This window comes from Pseudomonas sp. FIP_A4 (genome assembly GCF_036701605.1).
GTDB classification, from domain to species: domain Bacteria; phylum Pseudomonadota; class Gammaproteobacteria; order Pseudomonadales; family Pseudomonadaceae; genus Stutzerimonas; species Stutzerimonas phenolilytica.
On the sequence record NZ_JAYDXP010000126.1, the window covers coordinates 128012 to 146887 of the forward strand.

15 protein-coding genes are annotated in these 18876 nt (G+C 68.0%); 10 read left to right on the forward strand and 5 right to left on the reverse strand.

Annotated features, from left to right (window positions below; all coding sequences use genetic code 11):
- The first annotated feature begins 69 nt into the window (after positions 1–69).
- A complete protein-coding gene (locus U8L64_RS13825; protein WP_043298776.1) occupies positions 70–279 on the forward strand; it encodes a PA3496 family putative envelope integrity protein in 210 nt (69 codons plus the stop codon).
- Here U8L64_RS13825 and U8L64_RS13830 read toward each other — a convergent pair.
- Complete coding sequence (locus U8L64_RS13830; protein WP_167134693.1) at positions 224–1168, reverse strand: LysR family transcriptional regulator; 945 nt, start codon at positions 1166–1168, stop codon at positions 224–226. The genes U8L64_RS13825 and U8L64_RS13830 overlap by 56 nt on opposite strands.
- A gap of 264 nt (positions 1169–1432) precedes the next feature.
- Between U8L64_RS13830 and U8L64_RS13835 the strand changes: the two genes are divergently transcribed.
- The 8 genes from U8L64_RS13835 (at position 1433) to U8L64_RS13870 (ending at position 14244) form a co-directional block, all read left to right on the forward strand.
- The gene (locus U8L64_RS13835) at positions 1433–2848 is read left to right on the forward strand and encodes an acetyl-CoA carboxylase biotin carboxylase subunit (protein WP_043298778.1); all 1416 of its coding nucleotides are present in this window, start codon (positions 1433–1435) and stop codon (positions 2846–2848) included.
- A 10-nt stretch (positions 2849–2858) separates the two neighbouring features.
- Positions 2859–4670, forward strand: a complete 1812-nt coding sequence (oadA, locus tag U8L64_RS13840) for a sodium-extruding oxaloacetate decarboxylase subunit alpha (protein ID WP_273526058.1) — start codon at positions 2859–2861, stop codon at positions 4668–4670.
- A gap of 108 nt (positions 4671–4778) precedes the next feature.
- Complete coding sequence (locus tag U8L64_RS13845) at positions 4779–5720, forward strand: sodium-dependent bicarbonate transport family permease (protein ID WP_043298782.1); 942 nt, start codon at positions 4779–4781, stop codon at positions 5718–5720.
- 1 nt (position 5721) lies between these two features.
- Positions 5722–6024, forward strand: a complete 303-nt coding sequence (locus U8L64_RS13850; protein WP_043298783.1) for a P-II family nitrogen regulator — start codon at positions 5722–5724, stop codon at positions 6022–6024.
- A 31-nt stretch (positions 6025–6055) separates the two neighbouring features.
- Positions 6056–6754 carry a carbonic anhydrase gene (locus U8L64_RS13855; protein ID WP_043298784.1) on the forward strand — a complete coding sequence of 233 codons (699 nt, stop codon included), beginning with the start codon at positions 6056–6058 and terminating at the stop codon, positions 6752–6754.
- A 165-nt stretch (positions 6755–6919) separates the two neighbouring features.
- The gene (locus U8L64_RS13860) at positions 6920–9619 is read left to right on the forward strand and encodes an AMP-binding protein (protein WP_442965290.1); all 2700 of its coding nucleotides are present in this window, start codon (positions 6920–6922) and stop codon (positions 9617–9619) included.
- 82 nt (positions 9620–9701) lie between these two features.
- On the forward strand, positions 9702–11609 hold the full coding sequence (locus tag U8L64_RS13865; protein WP_333398194.1) for a bifunctional sugar phosphate isomerase/epimerase/4-hydroxyphenylpyruvate dioxygenase family protein: 1908 nt from the start codon (positions 9702–9704) through the stop codon (positions 11607–11609).
- A gap of 136 nt (positions 11610–11745) precedes the next feature.
- Positions 11746–14244: a sensor histidine kinase gene (locus U8L64_RS13870; RefSeq protein ID WP_333398087.1), complete on the forward strand. Its 2499-nt coding sequence runs from the start codon at positions 11746–11748 to the stop codon at positions 14242–14244.
- A gap of 13 nt (positions 14245–14257) precedes the next feature.
- On the opposite strand, the gene U8L64_RS13875 is transcribed toward U8L64_RS13870, so the two are convergent.
- The gene (locus U8L64_RS13875) at positions 14258–15250 is read right to left on the reverse strand and encodes an asparaginase (RefSeq protein WP_054094118.1); all 993 of its coding nucleotides are present in this window, start codon (positions 15248–15250) and stop codon (positions 14258–14260) included.
- Positions 15251–15312: 62 nt separating this feature from the next.
- Positions 15313–16746, reverse strand: coding sequence for an alanine/glycine:cation symporter family protein (locus U8L64_RS13880; RefSeq protein ID WP_054094117.1), 1434 nt, complete (start codon positions 16744–16746; stop codon positions 15313–15315).
- A 151-nt stretch (positions 16747–16897) separates the two neighbouring features.
- On the opposite strand from U8L64_RS13880, the gene U8L64_RS13885 reads away from it, so the two are divergent.
- Positions 16898–17722: a helix-turn-helix domain-containing protein gene (locus U8L64_RS13885; RefSeq protein WP_077682821.1), complete on the forward strand. Its 825-nt coding sequence runs from the start codon at positions 16898–16900 to the stop codon at positions 17720–17722.
- A gap of 4 nt (positions 17723–17726) precedes the next feature.
- Here U8L64_RS13885 and U8L64_RS13890 read toward each other — a convergent pair whose 3' ends face one another.
- Together U8L64_RS13890 and U8L64_RS13895 are read right to left on the reverse strand one after the other, a co-directional pair.
- Positions 17727–18167: a GNAT family N-acetyltransferase gene (locus tag U8L64_RS13890; RefSeq protein WP_156716003.1), complete on the reverse strand. Its 441-nt coding sequence runs from the start codon at positions 18165–18167 to the stop codon at positions 17727–17729.
- A gap of 13 nt (positions 18168–18180) precedes the next feature.
- Positions 18181–18813 (reverse strand): FMN-binding negative transcriptional regulator, encoded by a 633-nt coding sequence (locus tag U8L64_RS13895; protein WP_077682819.1) that lies wholly within the window; start codon positions 18811–18813, stop codon positions 18181–18183.
- Between the last annotated feature and the right edge of the window lie 63 nt (positions 18814–18876).

The window sequence follows — 18876 nt, forward strand, 5'->3', positions numbered from 1 at the left end:
AGCTGTCTTCAAGGCGTCATCTGGCGGTCCGATGCTGGGTTTCCCGATACCCGTCCTGGGAGACCGCCCATGTACCCGTATACCGACCTTCCGCCGTCCGACGCCAAGGCCCGCCGCAAGGAGCAGGACGTGCGGCGCATGCAGTTCCGTCGCGCCATCGAGAGTTACGCCGAGGAGCGCCGTCTGCACGCGCTGCTGGACCCGTTCGCCGAGCCTGCCGCACTCACTGCACAGCGGGCTTGGGCTGAGAACCGCCGAAGCGCGCGGCCAGCGCACTGACCTGCGCGCGCTGATCACGGATGAAGGCGAAGAATGCCTGGGCCACCGGGCTCAGGCGTTTGCCGCGGGCATGCGCGACGCACCAGCTGCGGTAGAGCGGTAGCTCGTCCACCGGCAGCTCGCGCAGCAGGCCGTGGGCCAGTTCCAGCGTCACCGCATGGCGCGGCAGCAGCGCCACGCCGAGGCCGGCGATCACCGCTTCGCGCAGCGCATCGAGCGAGGCGATCTGCACCGTCTGCGCGAAGTGCGCGCGCTTTTGCTGGAAGTATTCCTCGCAGGCCTTGCGCGTGCCCGAGCCGGGTTCGCGCACCAGCAGCGGATAGGCCGCCAGGTCCTGCAACGACAGCCGGCTGGCCTGACACAGCGGATGCTCCGGCGGCGCCACGGCGACGATCGGGTTGTTGAGGAACGGCAGGAACTCCAGCGCGACTTCCGAGGGCATGAGCGACATGATCACCAGATCGTCGCGGTTGTCCGACAGGCGCTTGATCACCTGCGCACGGTTGACCACGCTCAGTTGCAGGCTGACGTCCGGATGCTGGCGACGAAACGCGGCGAACAGGTGCGGCACGAAGTACTTGGCGCTGGATTCCACCGCCAGGTTGAGCTGGCCCTGCAGCGAGCCCTGCAGGTCGGTCAGCTGCATGTCGAGGCTGTCGAGGCGGGCGAAGATGTCGCTGCTGGCGCGCTTGAGCGCCTCGGCGGCCTCGGTCAGGTAGAGCTTCTTGCCGACGTACTCGAACAGCGGCTGGCCGACCAGCTCCTCCAGCTGGCGAATCTGCAGACTCACCGCCGGCTGGGTCAGCGCCATTTCCTCAGCCGCGCGGCTGTAGGAGCGACTTTCGCAGACGGCGCCGAACACCTGAAGCTGGCGCAGCGTCATGCGCATCAGGGACTTTCGCATGAAGGTTCTCCGGCGCCACGGGCGCCTGGCAGACAACGAATTTTTACTGTTCAAGCGGTCAGCTAAGCGCGCCGCAGCCCGGTATTACCGGTATCTGCACGCATGTATAAGTTTTCACTTATCCATAAGCAAACAATTATTTATTTTCGGTAATCGATAAGCGAGGCGTAGGGTAAAAAACGCTCGCCGAGGCGGGCACTTCCCGACCCGTCCTGCGGGTCGCCTGCTCATCGATCCGAGGAAGACAGCGTGATCAAGAAGCTGCTGATCGCCAACCGCGGGGAAATTGCGGTGCGCATCGTGCGTGCCTGTGCCGAAATGGGCGTCCGCTCGGTGGCGGTGTTCTCCGAGGCCGACCGCCATGCGCTGCACGTCAAGCGCGCCGACGAGGCGCATTTCATCGGCGAAGACCCGCTGGCCGGCTACCTGAACCCGCGCAAGCTGGTGAACCTGGCGGTGGAAACCGGCTGCGATGCCCTGCATCCGGGCTACGGCTTCCTCTCCGAGAATGCCGAACTGGCGGAAATCTGCGCCGAGCGTGGCATCCGCTTCGTCGGTCCGAGCGCCGAGGTCATCCGCCGCATGGGCGACAAGACCGAAGCGCGGCGCAGCATGATCAAGGCTGGCGTGCCGGTCACGCCGGGCACCGAAGGCAACGTCGCCGACCTCGCCGAGGCGCTGCGCGAAGCTGAGCGCATCGGCTACCCGGTGATGCTCAAGGCCACCTCCGGCGGTGGCGGCCGCGGTATCCGTCGCTGCAACACGCGCGCCGAGCTGGAAGCGGCCTACCCGCGCGTCATTTCCGAGGCGACCAAGGCCTTCGGCAGTGCCGAGGTGTTCCTCGAGAAATGCATCGTCGAGCCCAAGCATATCGAGGCGCAGGTGCTGGCCGACTCCTTCGGCAACACCGTGCACCTGTTCGAGCGCGACTGCTCGATCCAGCGGCGCAACCAGAAACTCATCGAGATCGCGCCCAGCCCGCAGCTGACCCCCGAGCAGCGCGCCTACATCGGCGATCTGGCGGTGAAGGCGGCCAAGGCGGTGGGCTACGAGAACGCCGGCACCGTGGAGTTCCTGCTCGCCGATGGCGAGGTGTACTTCATGGAGATGAACACCCGCGTGCAGGTGGAACACACCATCACCGAGGAAATCACCGGCATCGACATCGTGCGCGAGCAGATCCGCATCGCCTCCGGCCAGCCGCTGTCGGTCAAGCAGGAAGACATCCAGTACCGCGGCTACGCGCTGCAGTTCCGCATCAACGCCGAGGACCCGCGCAACAACTTCCTGCCGTGCTTCGGCAAGATCACCCGCTACTACGCGCCCGGCGGCCCCGGCGTGCGCACCGACACGGCGATCTACACCGGCTACACCATCCCGCCGTATTACGACTCCATGTGCCTGAAGCTGGTGGTCTGGGCGCTGACCTGGGAAGAGGCGCTGGCGCGTGGCTCGCGCGCCCTGGACGACATGCGTGTGCAGGGCGTGAAGACCACCGCCACCTACTACCAGCAGATCCTGGCCAACCCGGATTTCCGCAGCGGCCAGTTCAACACCAGCTTCGTCGATAACCACCCGGAGCTGCTGCACTACTCGATCAAACGCAAGCCGGGCGAACTGGCCCTGGCCATCGCCGCTGCCATTGCCGCCCACGCAGGCCTGTGAGGAACGACCCATGACTGCTCAGAAGAAAATCAGCGTTACCGACACCATCCTGCGTGACGCCCACCAGTCGCTGCTGGCGACCCGCATGCGCACCGAAGACATGCTGCCGATCTGCGACAAGCTCGACCGCGTCGGCTACTGGTCGCTGGAAGTCTGGGGCGGCGCCACGTTCGACGCCTGCGTGCGCTTCCTCAAGGAAGACCCGTGGGAGCGTCTGCGCCAGCTCAAGGCCGCGCTGCCCAATACCCGCCTGCAGATGCTGCTGCGCGGGCAGAACCTGCTCGGCTACCGCCACTACAGCGACGACGTGGTCGAAGCCTTCGTCGCCAAGGCGGCGGAGAACGGCATCGACGTGTTCCGCATCTTCGATGCGATGAACGACGTGCGTAACCTGGAGACCGCCATCCGTGCGGTGAAGAAGGCCGGCAAGCACGCCCAGGGCACCATCGCCTACACCACCAGCCCCGTGCACACCATCGACGCCTTCGTCGAGCAGGCGCGCAAGATGGCAGCGATGGGCATCGACTCCATCGCCATCAAGGACATGGCCGGCCTGCTCACGCCGTACGCCACCGGCGCGCTGGTCAAGGCGCTGAAGCAAGCGCTGCCGCTGCTGGACGTGGTGGTGCACTCGCACGACACCGCTGGCGTCGCCAGCATGTGCCAGCTCAAGGCCGTGGAGAACGGCGCCGACCGCATCGACACCGCGATCTCGTCGATGGCCTGGGGCACCAGCCACCCGGGCACCGAGTCGATGGTCGCCGCGCTGCGCGACACGCCGTACGACACCGGCCTGGATCTCGAGCTGCTGCAGGAGATCGGCCTGTACTTCTACGCGGTGCGCAAAAAGTACCACCAGTTCGAGAGCGAATTCACCGGCGTCGACACCCGCGTGCAGGTCAACCAGGTGCCCGGCGGGATGATTTCCAACCTCGCCAACCAGCTCAAGGAGCAGGGCGCGCTGCATCGCATGGATGAAGTGCTGGCCGAGATTCCGAAGGTGCGCAAGGACCTCGGCTACCCGCCGCTGGTCACGCCGACCTCGCAGATCGTCGGCACCCAGGCGTTCTTCAACGTGCTCGCCGGCGAGCGCTACAAGACCATCACCAACGAGGTGAAGCTCTACTTGCAGGGCCGCTACGGCCAGGCTCCGGCGCCGGTATGCGAGCGCCTGCGCTTCATGGCCATCGGCAGCGAGGAGGTCATCGAGTGCCGCCCGGCCGATCTGATCGCACCCGAGCTGGACAAGCTGCGCAAGGAAGTCGGCGCGCTGGCCAAGAGCGAGGAGGACGTGCTGACCTACGCCATGTTCCCGGACATCGGCCGCAAGTTCCTCGAGGAGCGCGAAGCCGGCGCCCTGCAGCCCGAAGCGCTGCTGCCGATCCCGGGCACCACCGCCAACGTCGCCCAGGAGGGCGTGCCGACCGAGTTCGTCATCGACGTGCACGGCGAAACCTACCGCGTCGACATCACCGGCGTCGGCGTCAAGGCCGAAGGCAAGCGCCACTTCTATCTGTCCATCGACGGCATGCCGGAAGAAGTGGTGTTCGAGGCGCTCAACGAGTTCGTCGGCGGTGGCAGCAGCGGGCGCAAGCAGGCCAGCGCGCCGGGCGACGTTAGCACCACCATGCCGGGCAATGTGGTCGACGTGCTGGTCAAGGTCGGCGATGTAGTCAAAGCCGGCCAGCCGGTGCTGGTCAGCGAGGCGATGAAGATGGAGACCGAAATCCAGGCGCCGATCGCCGGCACCGTGAAGGCGGTGCACGTCGCCAAAGGTGACCGCGTGAACCCGGGCGAAGTCTTGATTGAAATCGAGGCCTGATAGCGCGTGTCGTAACGGATCAGGGAGCCCGCGCGGCTCCCTTTTTTTCAGCCGCGGATGGCGACCAGGGACGGTGCTCGGATTCCAATCCTCTGCCAGGAGTAACAAATGGGTATCGACCCCGTCGTATTGTTCTTCGTCTTCGGCCTGTTCGCCGGGCTGCTCAAGAGCGAACTGAAGCTGCCACCGGCGCTGTACGACACGCTGTCCATCGTGCTGCTGCTGGCCATCGGCTTGCACGGCGGCGTCGAGCTGGCCGAACAGGCCAGCGCCGCGCTGCTCGGCCAGTCGCTGTTGGTGCTGGCGTTGGGCATGCTGCTGCCGGTGCTGGCGTTCGGCCTGTTGCGCGGCCTGCGCTTCGACCGCATCAATGCCGCCGCGGTCGCCGCGCACTACGGCTCGGTCAGTGCCGGCACCTTCGCCGTGGTGGTGGCCTATCTGGCGGCGCGCCAGGTGGCGTTCGAGAGCTACATGCCGTTGTTCGTGGCGATCCTCGAGATTCCGGCGATCCTGGTCGGCATCCTGCTGGCCAAGGGCGTGTCGCGCGAGACGCAGTGGAAGGCGCTGGGCCGCGAGATCTTCCTCGGCAAGAGCATCATGTTGCTGCTGGGCGGTCTGCTGATCGGCGCGATCGCCGGCAAGGAGGCGATCAAGCCGCTGGAGCCGCTGTACACCAGCATGTTCAAGCCCGTGCTGGCGTTCTTCCTGCTGGAGATGGGGCTGATCGCTTCCGGCCAGCTCGCTTCGCTCAAGCGCTACGGCATCAAGCTCGCCGCGTTCGCGCTGAGCATGCCGCTGCTCGGTGCGCTGATCGGCGCCCTTCTGGCGCGCTTCATGGGGCTGTCGTTGGGCGGCACGGCGATGCTCGCCACGCTGTCGGCGAGCGCCTCGTACATCGCAGTGCCGGCGGCGATGCGCCTGGCGGTGCCGGAGGCCAATCCGTCGTTATCGCTGACCGCCTCGCTGGGCATCACCTTTCCCTTCAACATCCTGCTCGGCATACCGCTCTATCTGGCGCTCGCCGAGCGACTGATCGCCTGGGGACTCTGAGATGAACGCACATACCCGCACGCTGCTCACGGTGATCTGCGAAGCCGCGCTGGAGCACAAGCTGGAAGCCGACCTGCAGGCGCTCGGCGCGCCCGGCTGGACCCTGTCCGACGCACGTGGCAGCGGCAGCCGTGGCGTACGCAACGCCGAGTGGAACACCGACGGCAACATCCGCCTGGAAGTCATCTGCAGTCGCGAGATCGCCGAGCGCATCGCCGAACACCTGCAGGCCCGTTATTACGAACACTTCGCGATGGTCTGCTACCTCGCCGAAGTACAAGTGCTGCGCCCGGAGAAATTCTGAAGCGCGCCAACACACCTTGCGAGAGTCGAACATGAGCAATCAGCAACGCAACGAAAGTGCCCAGGAGGCGCTCGATCACATCATCGGTGGGGTCAAGCGCTTTCGCGAGGAGATCTATCCCCAGCAGCGCGAGCTGTTCGAGAAGCTCGCCTTCGAGCAGAAGCCGCGAGCGATGTTCATCACCTGCGCCGACTCGCGGATCATTCCCGAGCTGATCACCCAGAGCTCGCCGGGCGACCTGTTCGTCACCCGCAACGTCGGCAATGTGGTGCCGCCCTACGGACAGATGCTCGGCGGCGTCTCCACCGCGATCGAGTTCGCCGTGGTGGCGCTTGGCGTGCAGCACATCATCATCTGCGGGCATTCGGACTGCGGCGCGATGAAGGCGGTGCTCGACCCGGCGCCGCTGCAGCGCATGCCCACGGTGAAAGCCTGGCTGCGCCACGCCGAGGTCGCCCGGCATGTGGTGGAAGAGAATTGCGGCTGCGCCAACGAGCACACCCTGGGCATCCTCACCGAGGAAAACGTGGTCGCCCAGCTCGACCACCTGCGCACCCACCCGTCGGTCGCCGCACGCCTGGCCAGCGGCCAGCTGTTCATCCACGGCTGGGTTTACAACATCGGCACCAGCGAGATCCGCGCCTACGATGCGCAGTCCGGCGCCTTCCGCCTGATCGGCGACGGCCCGCTGCCGATGGCCACGCCGCGGGCGCGCTATCTGGCGGAGTGAGCCGGATCCGATCGAGAAATTTGCTGGAAAAGCGCAGCGGCTAGCGCGTTTTTCATTGCAGTTACCGATAACACGGCGCAGTTCAGGCAACTTTTTCGACGCACGCTGTCTTAGAGGCCAGTGAGGAAAGCGGCTCCGGTCGCCCCTCGGCCAAGGACAGACAGCGTGACACACTCCCTCGAATCGATCGGGTCCGTGCTGGACCCGGCAGCGCCCGTGCGCGACTCGACCGCCACCGCGCCGACGCTCTATCGTGCACTGGCACGTCTGGCCGCTGCCGCTCCGCGGCGGCCGGCACTGCTCGCCACGCGCTTCGCCCCGCTGGATCGCGGCGCCCTGTGCGATCAGCTCGACGGCATCCGCCGCCAGCTGCGCCAGGCCGGTCTCGGTCGCGAGGCGAAGATCGGCGTGATGATCCCCGACGCCGCCCAGGCCGCCGTCGGCATCCTCGGCGTTGCCTGTTCGGCGGTCGCCGTGCCGCTCGATCCGCGCCTCGGGCCGGCCGAGCTGGATCAGTTCCTCGAACAGCTGCCGCTCGATGCGCTGCTGATCATCGACGGCGGCCCCGATGCCGGCTATCGCGCCGCGCACCGGCACGACCTGCCGCTGATCATCGCCGAGCCGGCCGAAGACGGCAGCGCCGGCCTGCTGCTGCGCGCCACGGCCGCGGCCGTTCCGGCGCCCGATGCCGAGCCGGAAGCGGACGCGCCGGCGTTCATCCTGCGCAGCTCCGGCACCACCGCGCGGCCCAAGCTGATTCCGTTCAGCCATCGCAACATGCTCGCCGCCGCGCAGAACTGGCAGCGCTGGTTCCGCCTGAATGCCGAGGACCGCTGCCTGTGCGTCTCGGCGCCGTACTACTCGCACGGGCTCAAGGTGACCATCCTTACCCCGCTGCTCGGTGGCGGCAGCGTGGCGTTCCCGCTCAGCCCGGCGACCGTGGACCTGCACGAGTGGTTCGAGACGCTCCAGCCGAGCTGGTATTCCGCCGGCCCAGCACTGCACCGCGCGGTGCTCGAAGCCACCCACAGCCGCCCCGAGGCCTTCGCCCGGCATCGTCTGCGCTTTGCCTCCTCGGGTGGGGCGCCGTTACAGCAGGAGATCATCGACGGCCTGCAGGCGGTGCTGGGCATGCCGCTGCTCGAACACTACGGCTCCAGCGAGGCCGCGCAGGTTGCGGTGAACACGCCGTTTCCCGGCGAGCACAAGGCCGGCACGGTCGGCCGGCCGCTACCGGGCACCGTGCGCATCGTCGATGACGCGGGCACGCCGGTCGCGGCCGGCGAACGCGGCGAGGTGCTGCTCCGCGGACCGACGCTGATGTCCGGCTATCTCGGCGACCCGGCGCTGAACCAGGCGGCCTTTCACAATGGCTGGTTCCACACCGGCGATCTGGGCAGCTTCGATGCCGATGGCTTTCTGCGCCTGCATGGACGCCTGCGCGAGGTGATCAACCGCGGCGGCGAGAAGGTCAGCCTGCAGGAGGTCGACGATGCACTGCTGCGCCACCCGGCGGTGGCCGAGGCCGCGGCGTTCGCCGTGCCGCATCCGCGTCTCGGTCAGGACGTGGCCGCCGCGGTGGTGCTGCGGCCGGGCATGCAGGTGGAGGCGGAGGCGCTGCGCGAGTATCTGCGTGGCGAACTGGTGTACTTCAAGGTGCCGCGGCGCATCCAGCTGCTCGACGAACTGCCGCGCGGGTTGACCGGCAAGGTGCTGCGTCACCGCTTGAGCGATGCGCTGCTGGCGATGCGCGCCGCCCAGGCGCGCGCGGGCGCCACCACTGCGGATGCGCTGCTGACGCCGTTGGAGCGCGATGTGCTGGGCGTCTGGCGGCGCCTGCTGAAGACTGATGCGGTCGGCCCGGACGACAACTTCTTCGACTGCGGCGGCGATTCGCTGCTCGCCACCGAGATGCTCGCCGAACTCGAACAGCTGCTCGGGCGCATGATTCCCGAGACGGTGCTGGTCGAGGAGAGCGCGCGCAAGCTCGCCGCGCGCCTGCAGGACCTTGCCGGGCAGGTGATCCCGGTGATCGAGTTCAATCAGGACCCGCAACGCACGCCGCTGTTCTGGTTCCACGGCGACTTCGCCCAGGGCGGCTACTACATCCGCCGTCTGGCCAAGCTGCTCGGCGCGCGGCAACCGCTGATCGCCATCGCCCCGCACGGCCTGGACAACGAGCCGATTCCGGCGTCGGTCGAGCAGATGGCGCGTGCGCGGCTGCCGCTGATCCTCGAACGCCAGACGCGTGGTCCGTACCGCATCGGCGGCTACTGCAACGGTGCGCTGGTGGCGTTCGAAACCGCGCGCCTGCTGATCGAGGCCGGCGAAGAGGTGGAGATCGTCGCGCTGATCGACCCGCCGACGGCCAACGTGCGGCCCTGGTCGCGCGTCATCCTGCGCAGCGCCGACGCGTTGCTGTCGGAAACGCTGCTGGCGCGCACCTACGAGGCGCTGAGCCGCTTCGGCGAGACCAGCAAATGGCCCTATCCCAAGCGCATCGCCAACCTGCTGCACAAGCTCGGCGGGCGCCTGCTGCGCCGCGCCAGCGCGGAGGCCGCGCCGACGGCGCGGGATCTGGAGGTGCGTGAACGCTTCCAGCGTTACTCGCTGGCGATGGCCCGCTACCTGCCCGGGCGGCTGGCGGCGCCGGTGGTGTACTTCTCGGCCGATTACACCAGCCACGCGTGGCGCAACATGGGCATCCGCTTCGAGAGTTACGACGTACTGGGCGGCCATCACCGCTGCGTGAAGGACTACACCGCCTCGATCGCCACGCCGCTACGCGCCCTGCTGGAGCAGGCCGAGCCCGGCCCGCTGGTTTCCCTTACCGAGTCCCCCGACCATGATCGTACCGTGCACTGAGTCGGCCATCGTGCCGCTGGCCGCCAATCTGGCGGCATTTCCGCGCGTGGACGGCGCCCAGCCGGTCGCTGCGCCTGCCCGGATGCGTCCCGGCGAGCGCGGCTGGCGCTGGCCGCGGGCGATCTCCACCGTTTCGCTGAGCGGCACTCTGCCGGACAAGCTGCGCGCCATCGCCGCGGCCGGCTTCGACGCCGTCGAACTGTTCGAGACCGATCTGCTGCATTACCCGGGCAGCCCGGCGGAGGTGCGTCGGCAGTGCGAGGAGCTGGGCATCGGCATCGCGCTGTTCGAGCCGTTCCGCGACTTTGAGGGCTGCCCGCGCGCGCTTGTGCAGCGCAACCTCGACCGTGCCGAGCGCAAGTTCGACCTGATGCAGGAACTGGGTACCGAGCTGCTGCTGGTCTGCAGCAACACCCAGGCCGAGGCGCTGGGCGAGCCGGAGATTCTCGCCGCCGACCTCGCGCGGCTGGCCGAGCGAGCGCAGGCACGCGGCCTGCGCATCGGTTACGAGGCGCTCGCCTGGGGCCGCCATGTGCAGACCTGGGGCCAGGCCTGGGAACTGGTGGCGCAGGCCGACCACCCGGCGCTCGGTATCGTCCTCGACAGCTTCCACACCTTGGCGCTGCGTGACGATCCGGCCGGCATCGCCGCGCTGCCCGCCGAGAAGATCTTCTTCGTGCAGCTGGCCGATGCGCCGCTGCTCACGCTCGACGTGCTGCCGTGGAGCCGCCATCACCGCTGCTTCCCCGGGCAGGGTGCGTTCGATCTGGCGGGCTTTCTCGCGCCGGTGCTGCGCAGCGGCTATCGCGGGCCGCTGTCACTGGAAATCTTCAACGACGGCCTGCGTGCCGCGCCCGCGCCGGCCAGTGCCGCCGACGGGCTGCGCGCGCTGCTCTATCTGGAGGAGCAGACCCGCCAGCGCCTGGAGCAGCAGGGCGCGACACCGCGCGGCAACCTGCTCGCCGCCCCGCCGGCTGCCAGCCGTACGGGGCTCGATTTCCTCGAATTCGCCGTCGACGCCGCGCAGGCCGAACGTCTCGGCGGTTGGCTCGAGCGCCTGGGTTTCGCCCGTGTCGGCGAGCATCGTTCCAAGGCGGTGTGGCTGTATCGCCAGGGCGAGGCGAACATCGTGCTCAATGCCCAGCCGCAGTCGTTCGCCGCGGATTTCTTCGCCGCGCACGGCACCTCGCTCTGCGCGATGGCGCTGCGGGTCGAGCGCGAGGCGCCGGCGCTGGAGCGCGCCTGTGCCTTCCGCGCCCAGCCCTACTGCGGCCTGGTCGGCCCCGACGAACGGGAAATACCGGCCGTACGCGCGCCGGACGGCAGCCTGATCTATCTGGTCGAGCCGGGTGCGCCGGGGCACAGCGTCTACGACACCGATTTCCGCATCGACCCGCAGGCGCAGCCGAGCGGCGGCCTGCGCGGCATCGATCAGCTGGCCAGCGCGCTGCCGGCCGAGCGGCTGGCCAGCTGGCTGCTGTTCTACCGCAGCCTGTTCGATTTCGAGGTGGCCGACGAGGCAGTGGCGTTCGACCCCCGCGGGCTGATCCGCAGCCGCGCCGTGCACAGCCGCTGCGGCCGGGTACGCCTGCCGCTGGAGATTTCGCCGGACCACGACACGGCGGTCGCCCACACGCTGGCGCGCTACCGTGGCGCCGGGCTGCAGCGCATCGCCTTTGCCTGCGATGACCTGCTCGCCGAGGTGGAACGCCTCCAGCAGGCCGGCGTGGCGCTGCTGAACATCCCGCAGAACTACTACGATGACCTCGCCGCGCGCTTCGCGCTCGACGACGCCACCCTGCAGCGCCTGGCCCGCGGCAATGTGCTGTACGACCGCGATGCGCAGGGCGGCGAGCTGCTGCAGGTGTGTACCGTGCCGTTCGAGGGGCGCTTCTGCGTCGAGATCCTGCAGCGGCGCAACGGCTACGCCGGGCACGGCGAGGCCAACGCGGCGGTGCGCCTGGCGGCACTCGCGCGCCAGCGCGGTTAGGACAACCGACGCTGGATAAGCAGCAGCGCACGGCCGGCTGTACGTCTATCGGCGAAACTGGGTTTTACCGGGCGCGGTGATATGATCCCGCCGCTTTCGCCCATCAGCCGTTTGCGCGCCGTGCGCTGGAGCTCCCGTGCCGTCGAGAAGCCCGATCGGTCTGCGCCAATGGATCTGGCGCGCCTTCGTTCAAAGTGCCCTGATTCCGCTGGTGCTGGTGGAGGCGGTGCTCATCGCAGTCTATCTGCTGACCAACAATGCCATCCGCGATGCGCATATCGACTACCTGCGCGACACCGCCCTGACCGACCTGCAGGCCTCGGTCGGCCTGGAGGCGCGCATCATCGATGCGCAGCTGGGGCAGATCACCGCGGCCACCGAGCTGTTTCGCAGCCTGACCGGTCGCGCGCTGCTCGACCAGCCGTCGGCATGCGCCTGCCCGCCGGCGCTGGCGCTGAATGCCGCCGGAGTGCGCTACAGTCCGCGTGACGAGGGCGGCGCGGCAGCGTTCTATTCCGGCTCCACGCCGCCGGCGCGCCAGGATCTGGACAAGGTCACGCGCCTGCGCAGCCTCGATCCGCTGATGATGGAGCTCAAGGCGCGCTTTCCGCTGATCGCCAGCCTGTATTTCAACAGCTGGGACAGCTACAACCACATCTACCCCTGGTTCTCCACGCCGGACCAGTACCCGAATGACATGGTCATTCCCGACTACAACTTCTATTACCTCGCCGATGCCGAGCACAATCCGGAGCGCGGGGTGGTGTGGACCGACGTCTACCTCGATCCCGCCGGCCACGGCTGGATGATGTCGGCCATCGCGCCGGTCTATCGCGGCGATTTCCTCGAAGGCGTCAGCGGCATCGACATCACCGTCAGTGGCATTCTGCAGCAGATCGCCCAGCTGCATGTGCCGTGGGACGGCTACGCGATGCTGGTCAGCCGCGATCTGGGCATCATGGCGCTGCCCGGTCCGGGCGAGCGCGACTTCGGTCTCGCCGAGCTGACCGAGCATTCCTATGCGGAGGCGGTGCGCCGCGAAATCTTCAAGCCCGAGGACTTCAAGCTGCAGCAGCGCGCCGAGACGCGCGAACTGGCCGCCGCCATCGAAGGTCAGCCGGTCGGTGTGCGTCGCCTGGTGCTCGGCGGCCGGCCGCAGCTGGTGGCCTGGACCACCATCGACCAGACCGGCTGGCACCTGCTGGCGGTGGTCGACGAGGCGCAGATGTTCGCCCAGACCAACGCCCTGGCCAGCCGTTACCAGCAGATCGGCTACCTGCTGATCGCCGGGCTGCTGTTGTTCTACCTCGGCTTCTTCGCCTTCATGTGGCGGCGCGCGCGGCGCCTCAGCGATTCGCTGCGCGCGCCGATCGCCGGTGTCTCGCAGATGCTCGACGAGATCGGCCAGGGCCGCTGGCAGCCGACGCCGGTGACCTCGCGCATTCGCGAGCTGGACGACATGGCCCGGCATACGCTGTGGATCGGCAGCCAGTTGCAGTCCAGCGAGACGCAGCGCTGGCAGACCCAGCGCCGACTCGAGCTGGTGCTGGAAAGCGCCACCGAAAGCCTCTGGGAGTTCGATCTGCAGAGCGGCGTGCTGCAGCTGCGCGGGCGCCTGTCAGGGCGCTTCGGCTTGCCTGAGGGGCAACTGACCGGCGAGCAGTTCCGCCAGCGCATTCACCCCGAGGACCTGCCGCGGGCGATGGCCCAGCTCAAACTGGTCCAGCAGGGGCTGTCGCAGCGCTACGACGTCGAATACCGCTTTGCCGACGCGCTCGGCCAGTACCACTGGCTGCTCAGCCGCGGCCGGGTGCTGGCGCACGATGCGCAGACGGGCTTGCCGCGCGTGCTGGCCGGCACGCACGTCGACATCGATGCGCTCAAGCAGGCGGACGCCGAGCTGCGCGCCGCGACGGCGCAGGCGCAGGCTGCCAACGAGGCGAAGACGCGCCTGCTGTCGGGTATCAGCCACGAGCTGCGCACGCCGCTCAACGCCATCCTCGGCTTCGCCCAGCTGATGCGCATGGACTGCAACGACGAGAGCCAGTCCGAGGCCGCCGAGTACCTCGACGAAATCCTCCTGGCCAGCCGCCATCTGAACCAGATGCTCGGCGACGTGCTGGAGTGGTCCGGCCTGCAGAGCGAACGGCAGACGCTCGAACTGCGGCCGGTGGCGGTCGCCGGGCTGCTGCGCGAATGCGCCGAGCTGGTGTCGCTGGAGGTGCGCCAGCGCAACCTGCGCCTGGAGGTGCAGCTGCCGCCGGACGCGTTGCAGGTGCTGGCCGAGCCGCGGCGGCTGCGCCAGGTGCTGCTCAACCTGCTGTCCAATGCGCTGAAGTACAACGTGCCCGATGGCTGCGTGATGCTGCGCGCGGAGAGCGCCGGCAACCGCGTGCGGTTGATCGTCGAGGACACCGGGCTGGGTATCGACCCGCAGCAGCAGGATCAGGTGTTCGAGCCGTTCCAGCGCCTGGGGCGCGAGAACAGCATGATCCAGGGCACCGGTATCGGCCTGTCGCTGTGCCTGGAATTCGCCCGGCAGATGAACGGGCAGATGGGCCTGCACAGCGAGCCGGGCGTCGGCAGCCGCTTCTGGATCGAGCTGGAGCAGGCGCCGACGCCGGTCGCCGGCTGAGCCGGGCGGCGCGTCAGTCGGCGCGCTCGCCGCACAGGTCGACCGCGAACCAGTGCGCCACTTCGGCGGACGTCAGCCCGGCGCCGAGCAGGGCGAACAGCTTGCCCAGCGCCGCCTCGCGCGTCATGCCGCCGCCATCGAGCAGGCCGCAGGCGGCCAGGCGGCTGCCGGCGGCATACAGACCGAAATCCACATGGCCCTGCGGACACTGACTGATCGCCACCAGCACCACGCCGCGCGCATGGGCCTCGGCCAGCGCCGCCAGCAGCTCGGCATCGTCGGACGGTCCGGTGCCGCTGCCGTAGCATTCGAGCACCAGCCCGCGCACGTTGCCGGCTAGCGCGGCGCGCAGTTGTGTCGCCTGGATGCCCGGATACAGCGGCAGCACGGCCAGCTCGACCGGCTGGCGCGCCTGGCGGTAGTCGAGACACGGCGGGATGCCGTTGCCGCGCGGCTCGTGACGCTGGCGCGGCAGGGTGGCGAACGCATCGAGGCTGGCGGTGCCGAGCTTGCTGGCGCGGGCGCCATGCAGCAGGCGGTCGTGGAAGTACAGCTGGACGCCGGCTACCGCGCCGTCGTGTAGCGCCTGCAGGGCGCCGAACAGGTTGTCCCAGGCGTCACTGCCCGGCACGCCCGCCGGTAGCATGGAACCGGTCAGCAGCACCGGCGCCTCCAGCCCGAGCAGCAGGAAGCTCAGCGCCGCGGCGCTGTAGGCCAGGGTGTCGGTGCCATGCAGCACCAGCACGGCGTCGCAGCCCTCCTGCTCGACGCCCTGGCGGATCGCCGCGGCAATCGCCAGCCAGTGGCGCGGTGTCATGTTGGCGCTGTCGATCGGCGGCAGCAGCTCGCGGAACTGCCAGTCTGGCAGCGCCCGCCCCGGTTGCAGCAGCTGTTGCGCCCGCAGCCGCTCGGCGAAGCCGGAGGCGGGCATCAGTCCGTCGGCGCTCTGCTGCATGCCAATGGTGCCGCCGGTGTACAGCACCAGGGTCTTTCTGGAAGCCGGCATGGGATCTCCTCAAACGAAACAGGGGGCCTAGGAGCCCCCTGTCGGTCGACGCGAGCGGGTGCTCAGTGCTGGACGGCGGCGTTGCCGATGATACGGGCCTCTTCGCCGGTCTTGGTCGGCCAGACGGCAGGATCGAGGTCCAGATCGGCGTAGTCGCGCGGGTCGAGCACCGGCGACTCTACACCGGCCTTGAGCTGGTTGTCGTAATCGCGCATCAGGCGCAGGCCGACCTTGAACAGCAGCGCCAGGGCGACCAGGTTGCAGATCGCCAGCAGGCCCATGGTGAGGTCGGCGAAGGCGAACACCGTGCCCAGGTCCTGGATCGAGCCCCACAGCACCAGCGCCACCACCAGCAGGCGGTACAGCTGCACCGGCCAGCGTTTGGCGGTGAAGAAGCCCAGCGCGTTCTCGCCGAGGTAGTAGTTGTAGATCAGCGTGGTGAACACGAACAGCAGCAGCGCGAGGCTGACGAACACTCGACCCCACTCGCCGACCACGGCGGCCACGGCGGTCTGCGTCAGCACCACGCCGGCCTGCTCCATGCCCGGCTGGTAGACGCCCGAGAGCAGGATGATCAGCGCGGTGCAGCTGCAGATCACGATGGTATCGATGAACACGCTGAGCGACTGCACGATGCCCTGCGCCGCCGGGTGCTTGACCTCGGCCACCGCCGCCACGTTCGGCGCGCTGCCCAGGCCGGCCTCGTTGGAGAACAGGCCGCGCTTGACGCCCATGATGATCGCCGCGCCGATGCCGCCGGCGAAGGCCGGCTCCAGGCCGAAGGCGCTGCGCACGATCAGGCTGAAGGTCTCGGGAATCTGCCCGGCGTTACTGCCGATCACATAGATCGCCATCGCGATGTAGGACAGCGCCATGACCGGCACCATCACGTCGGCGAAGCTGGCGATGCGGCGGATGCCGCCGAAGATGATCAACCCCATCACCACCATCAGCGCGATGCCGCTGACCAGCGTCGGCACGCCGAAGGTGTCGTGCAGCGAGCTGGCCACGGTGTAGGACTGCACCGCGTTGAAGCCCAGACCGAAGGTCACTAGCAGCAGCAGCGACACCAGGATGCCCAGCCAGCGCTGACGGAGGCCGTGCTCGATGTAGAAGGCCGGGCCGCCGCGATAGCCGCCGTCCGGCTCGCGGCGCTTGTACAGCTGCGCCAGCGAGCACTCGAAGTAGCTGGTGGCCATGCCGACCAGCGCCACCATCCACATCCAGAACACCGCGCCCGGCCCGCCGAGCATGATCGCCACCGAAACCCCGGCGATGTTACCGGCGCCGACGCGGCCGGCGACCGAGAGCATCAGCGCCTGGAACGAACTGAGCTGGCCCGGCTGGCGGGTGAACGCCTCGCCGAAGATGCGGAACATGCTGCCGAAATAGCGAAACTGGACGAAACGCGAGGCAATCGTGAAGTACAAGCCAAGGCCGATCAGCATGACGATCAGCAGCTTGCTCCAGATTAGATCGTTGAGAATATCGAGCATGGGGGAAGGTCTCTCTTGTTGTTTTGCGAGTAGACAACGTGCGGGGCGGAAATGATTCGGCCGCGCGCCCTGGCCACGCAATTGTGCAGGTCGCGGCGACCTGACGCGAGTTGATGCTAGACTCGCGTCACCCGCATCAGATGCCGCCGCCATGTACGAACACCTGGGTGACAATCTCAAACTGCTCTGCAGCCACTACCGTTCGATCGCCGAGGTCTGCCGCAAGCTCGGCATCAACCGCGCGCAGTTCAACCGCTACCTCGGCGGCCAGAGCCGTCCGACCGCGCACAACCTCAAACGCATCTGCGATTTCTTCGGCGTCGAGGCCTACGAACTGGGCCTGCCCGGCGAGCAGTTCGCCCAGCTGATCGGCCTGCGCCGCCACGACCAGGAGCGCAGCGGCGCCAACGATCCGCTGCTGGAGCTGTTCCAGCCTTTGCGCGACAACGCCAGCAGCCTGCTGTCGCGCTATTGCGGCTACTACTTCGAGTACGCCAACTGCATGTCGGTGCCGGGGCAGATCCTGCTGTCGCTGGTGCACCTGCGCGAGGATCGCGGCAGCTTCGTCTTCGAGCGTCAGGAACGTCAGGAGCGCTCGCGCGCCGGCCAGGCGCCGGCCGAGGAATGGGTGGTGCGCTGCCGCTACCTCGGCGCGGCGTTCTACCTGCAGGACCGGCTGTTTCTCATCGACTACGAGTCGCTGACCGACAACGAGATGAGCCAGACCATCCTCATCCCCAGCTTCAAGAGCCGCATCGGCCGCCTCAACGGCCTGAAGACCGGCGTCTCCAGCGGCGACCGTCGCACCCCGGCCTGCACCCGCGTGGTGTGGGATTACCTGGGCAGCGAGATCAACCGCGTCAACGCCTACCGCCAGGTGATGCTCTACGCCCCCGACGATCCGCGCATCGACGACGACATCCGCCAGCGCCTGGCCGGCGCGCAGATTCGTGATGGGCTGTTCGAAATCGAGTAGTGGCTCAGAGCACCTTGCGGTACTGGATGAAGCCCGAGCGGTCGGCGATGCGGTCGTAGAGCATGCGCCCAGGGTAGTTGGTCTCCTGGGTCAGCCAGTGAACGCGTGCGGCGCCGGCGGCTACGGCCTGGGCGTAGACGTGCTCGATCAGTGCCCGACCAATGCCAGAGCCGCGGCTGTCCTCGGCGACATAGAGGTCTTGCAGGTAGCAGTAGTCGCCAGCCGTCCAGCAACTGCGGTGAAAGATCCAGTGCACCAGGCCGACAGCCTTGTCGTCGTGCCAGGCGAGGGCGGCATGCATCGGCTCGTTCGGCTCGAGAAAGCGTTGCCAGGTGAGGTCGCTGGTCGGTTCCGCAATCTCTGCGGCGTAGAAGCGCTGGTAGCCCTGCCAGAGTTCGCGCCAGGCGGCGTGGTCGGCGGCGGTGATGGGGCGGATTTCAGGCACGGTGCATTCCTCTTCAGTCGGTGATGGACATGCGCGCGGCCAGAGCCTGGTCGTGCGGATCGGGTGAGGCGGCCAGGCCTTGGCGAACCCCGGCCTGGTCGGTCGGCGAACGGTTCTGTCCGAGTTTCCACTTGCCCTCCAGCCGGCGGATCGGCAGGGCGAAGCCGACGATGGCGCGCAGCATGGCGTCCAGGTAGTCGTGTGGTGCATCGCTCACTGCCCAGGGCTGCGCGCGGCCGGCTTCATGCTGGTCGCTGAGGCGGCTGACGATCTGCAGCAGACTGTCGCGGTCCTCGATCAGCCGCACCGGGCCGCGGGCGTGCACGGCAATGTAGTTCCAGGTCGGCACGACCTTGCCGTGCTCCGCTTTGGCCGGATACCAGCTGGGGCTGATGTAGGCGTCGGGGCCGCTGAAGATCGCCAGCGCCTCGACCCCGCCGCGTAGGTCGCACCAGTGCGGATTGGTCCTGGCGAAGTGGCCGTAGAGGGTGCCGAATTCGCCTTCGCCCGGTTCCAGCAGCAGCGGCAGGTGGCTGGCCTGCACGCCATCCGTGCCGGCGCTGGTCAGTAGTGCGAATGGCATCGTCCGAATCTGGCGGTGCAACTCGCCCAGATCGTCCTGGCGGAATGAGGTCGGCAGATACATGGCATCTCTCCAATGCGGTGCCTGCATGCTAGGCAGGGTATTGGTCCGCTGTAAGATCCAATG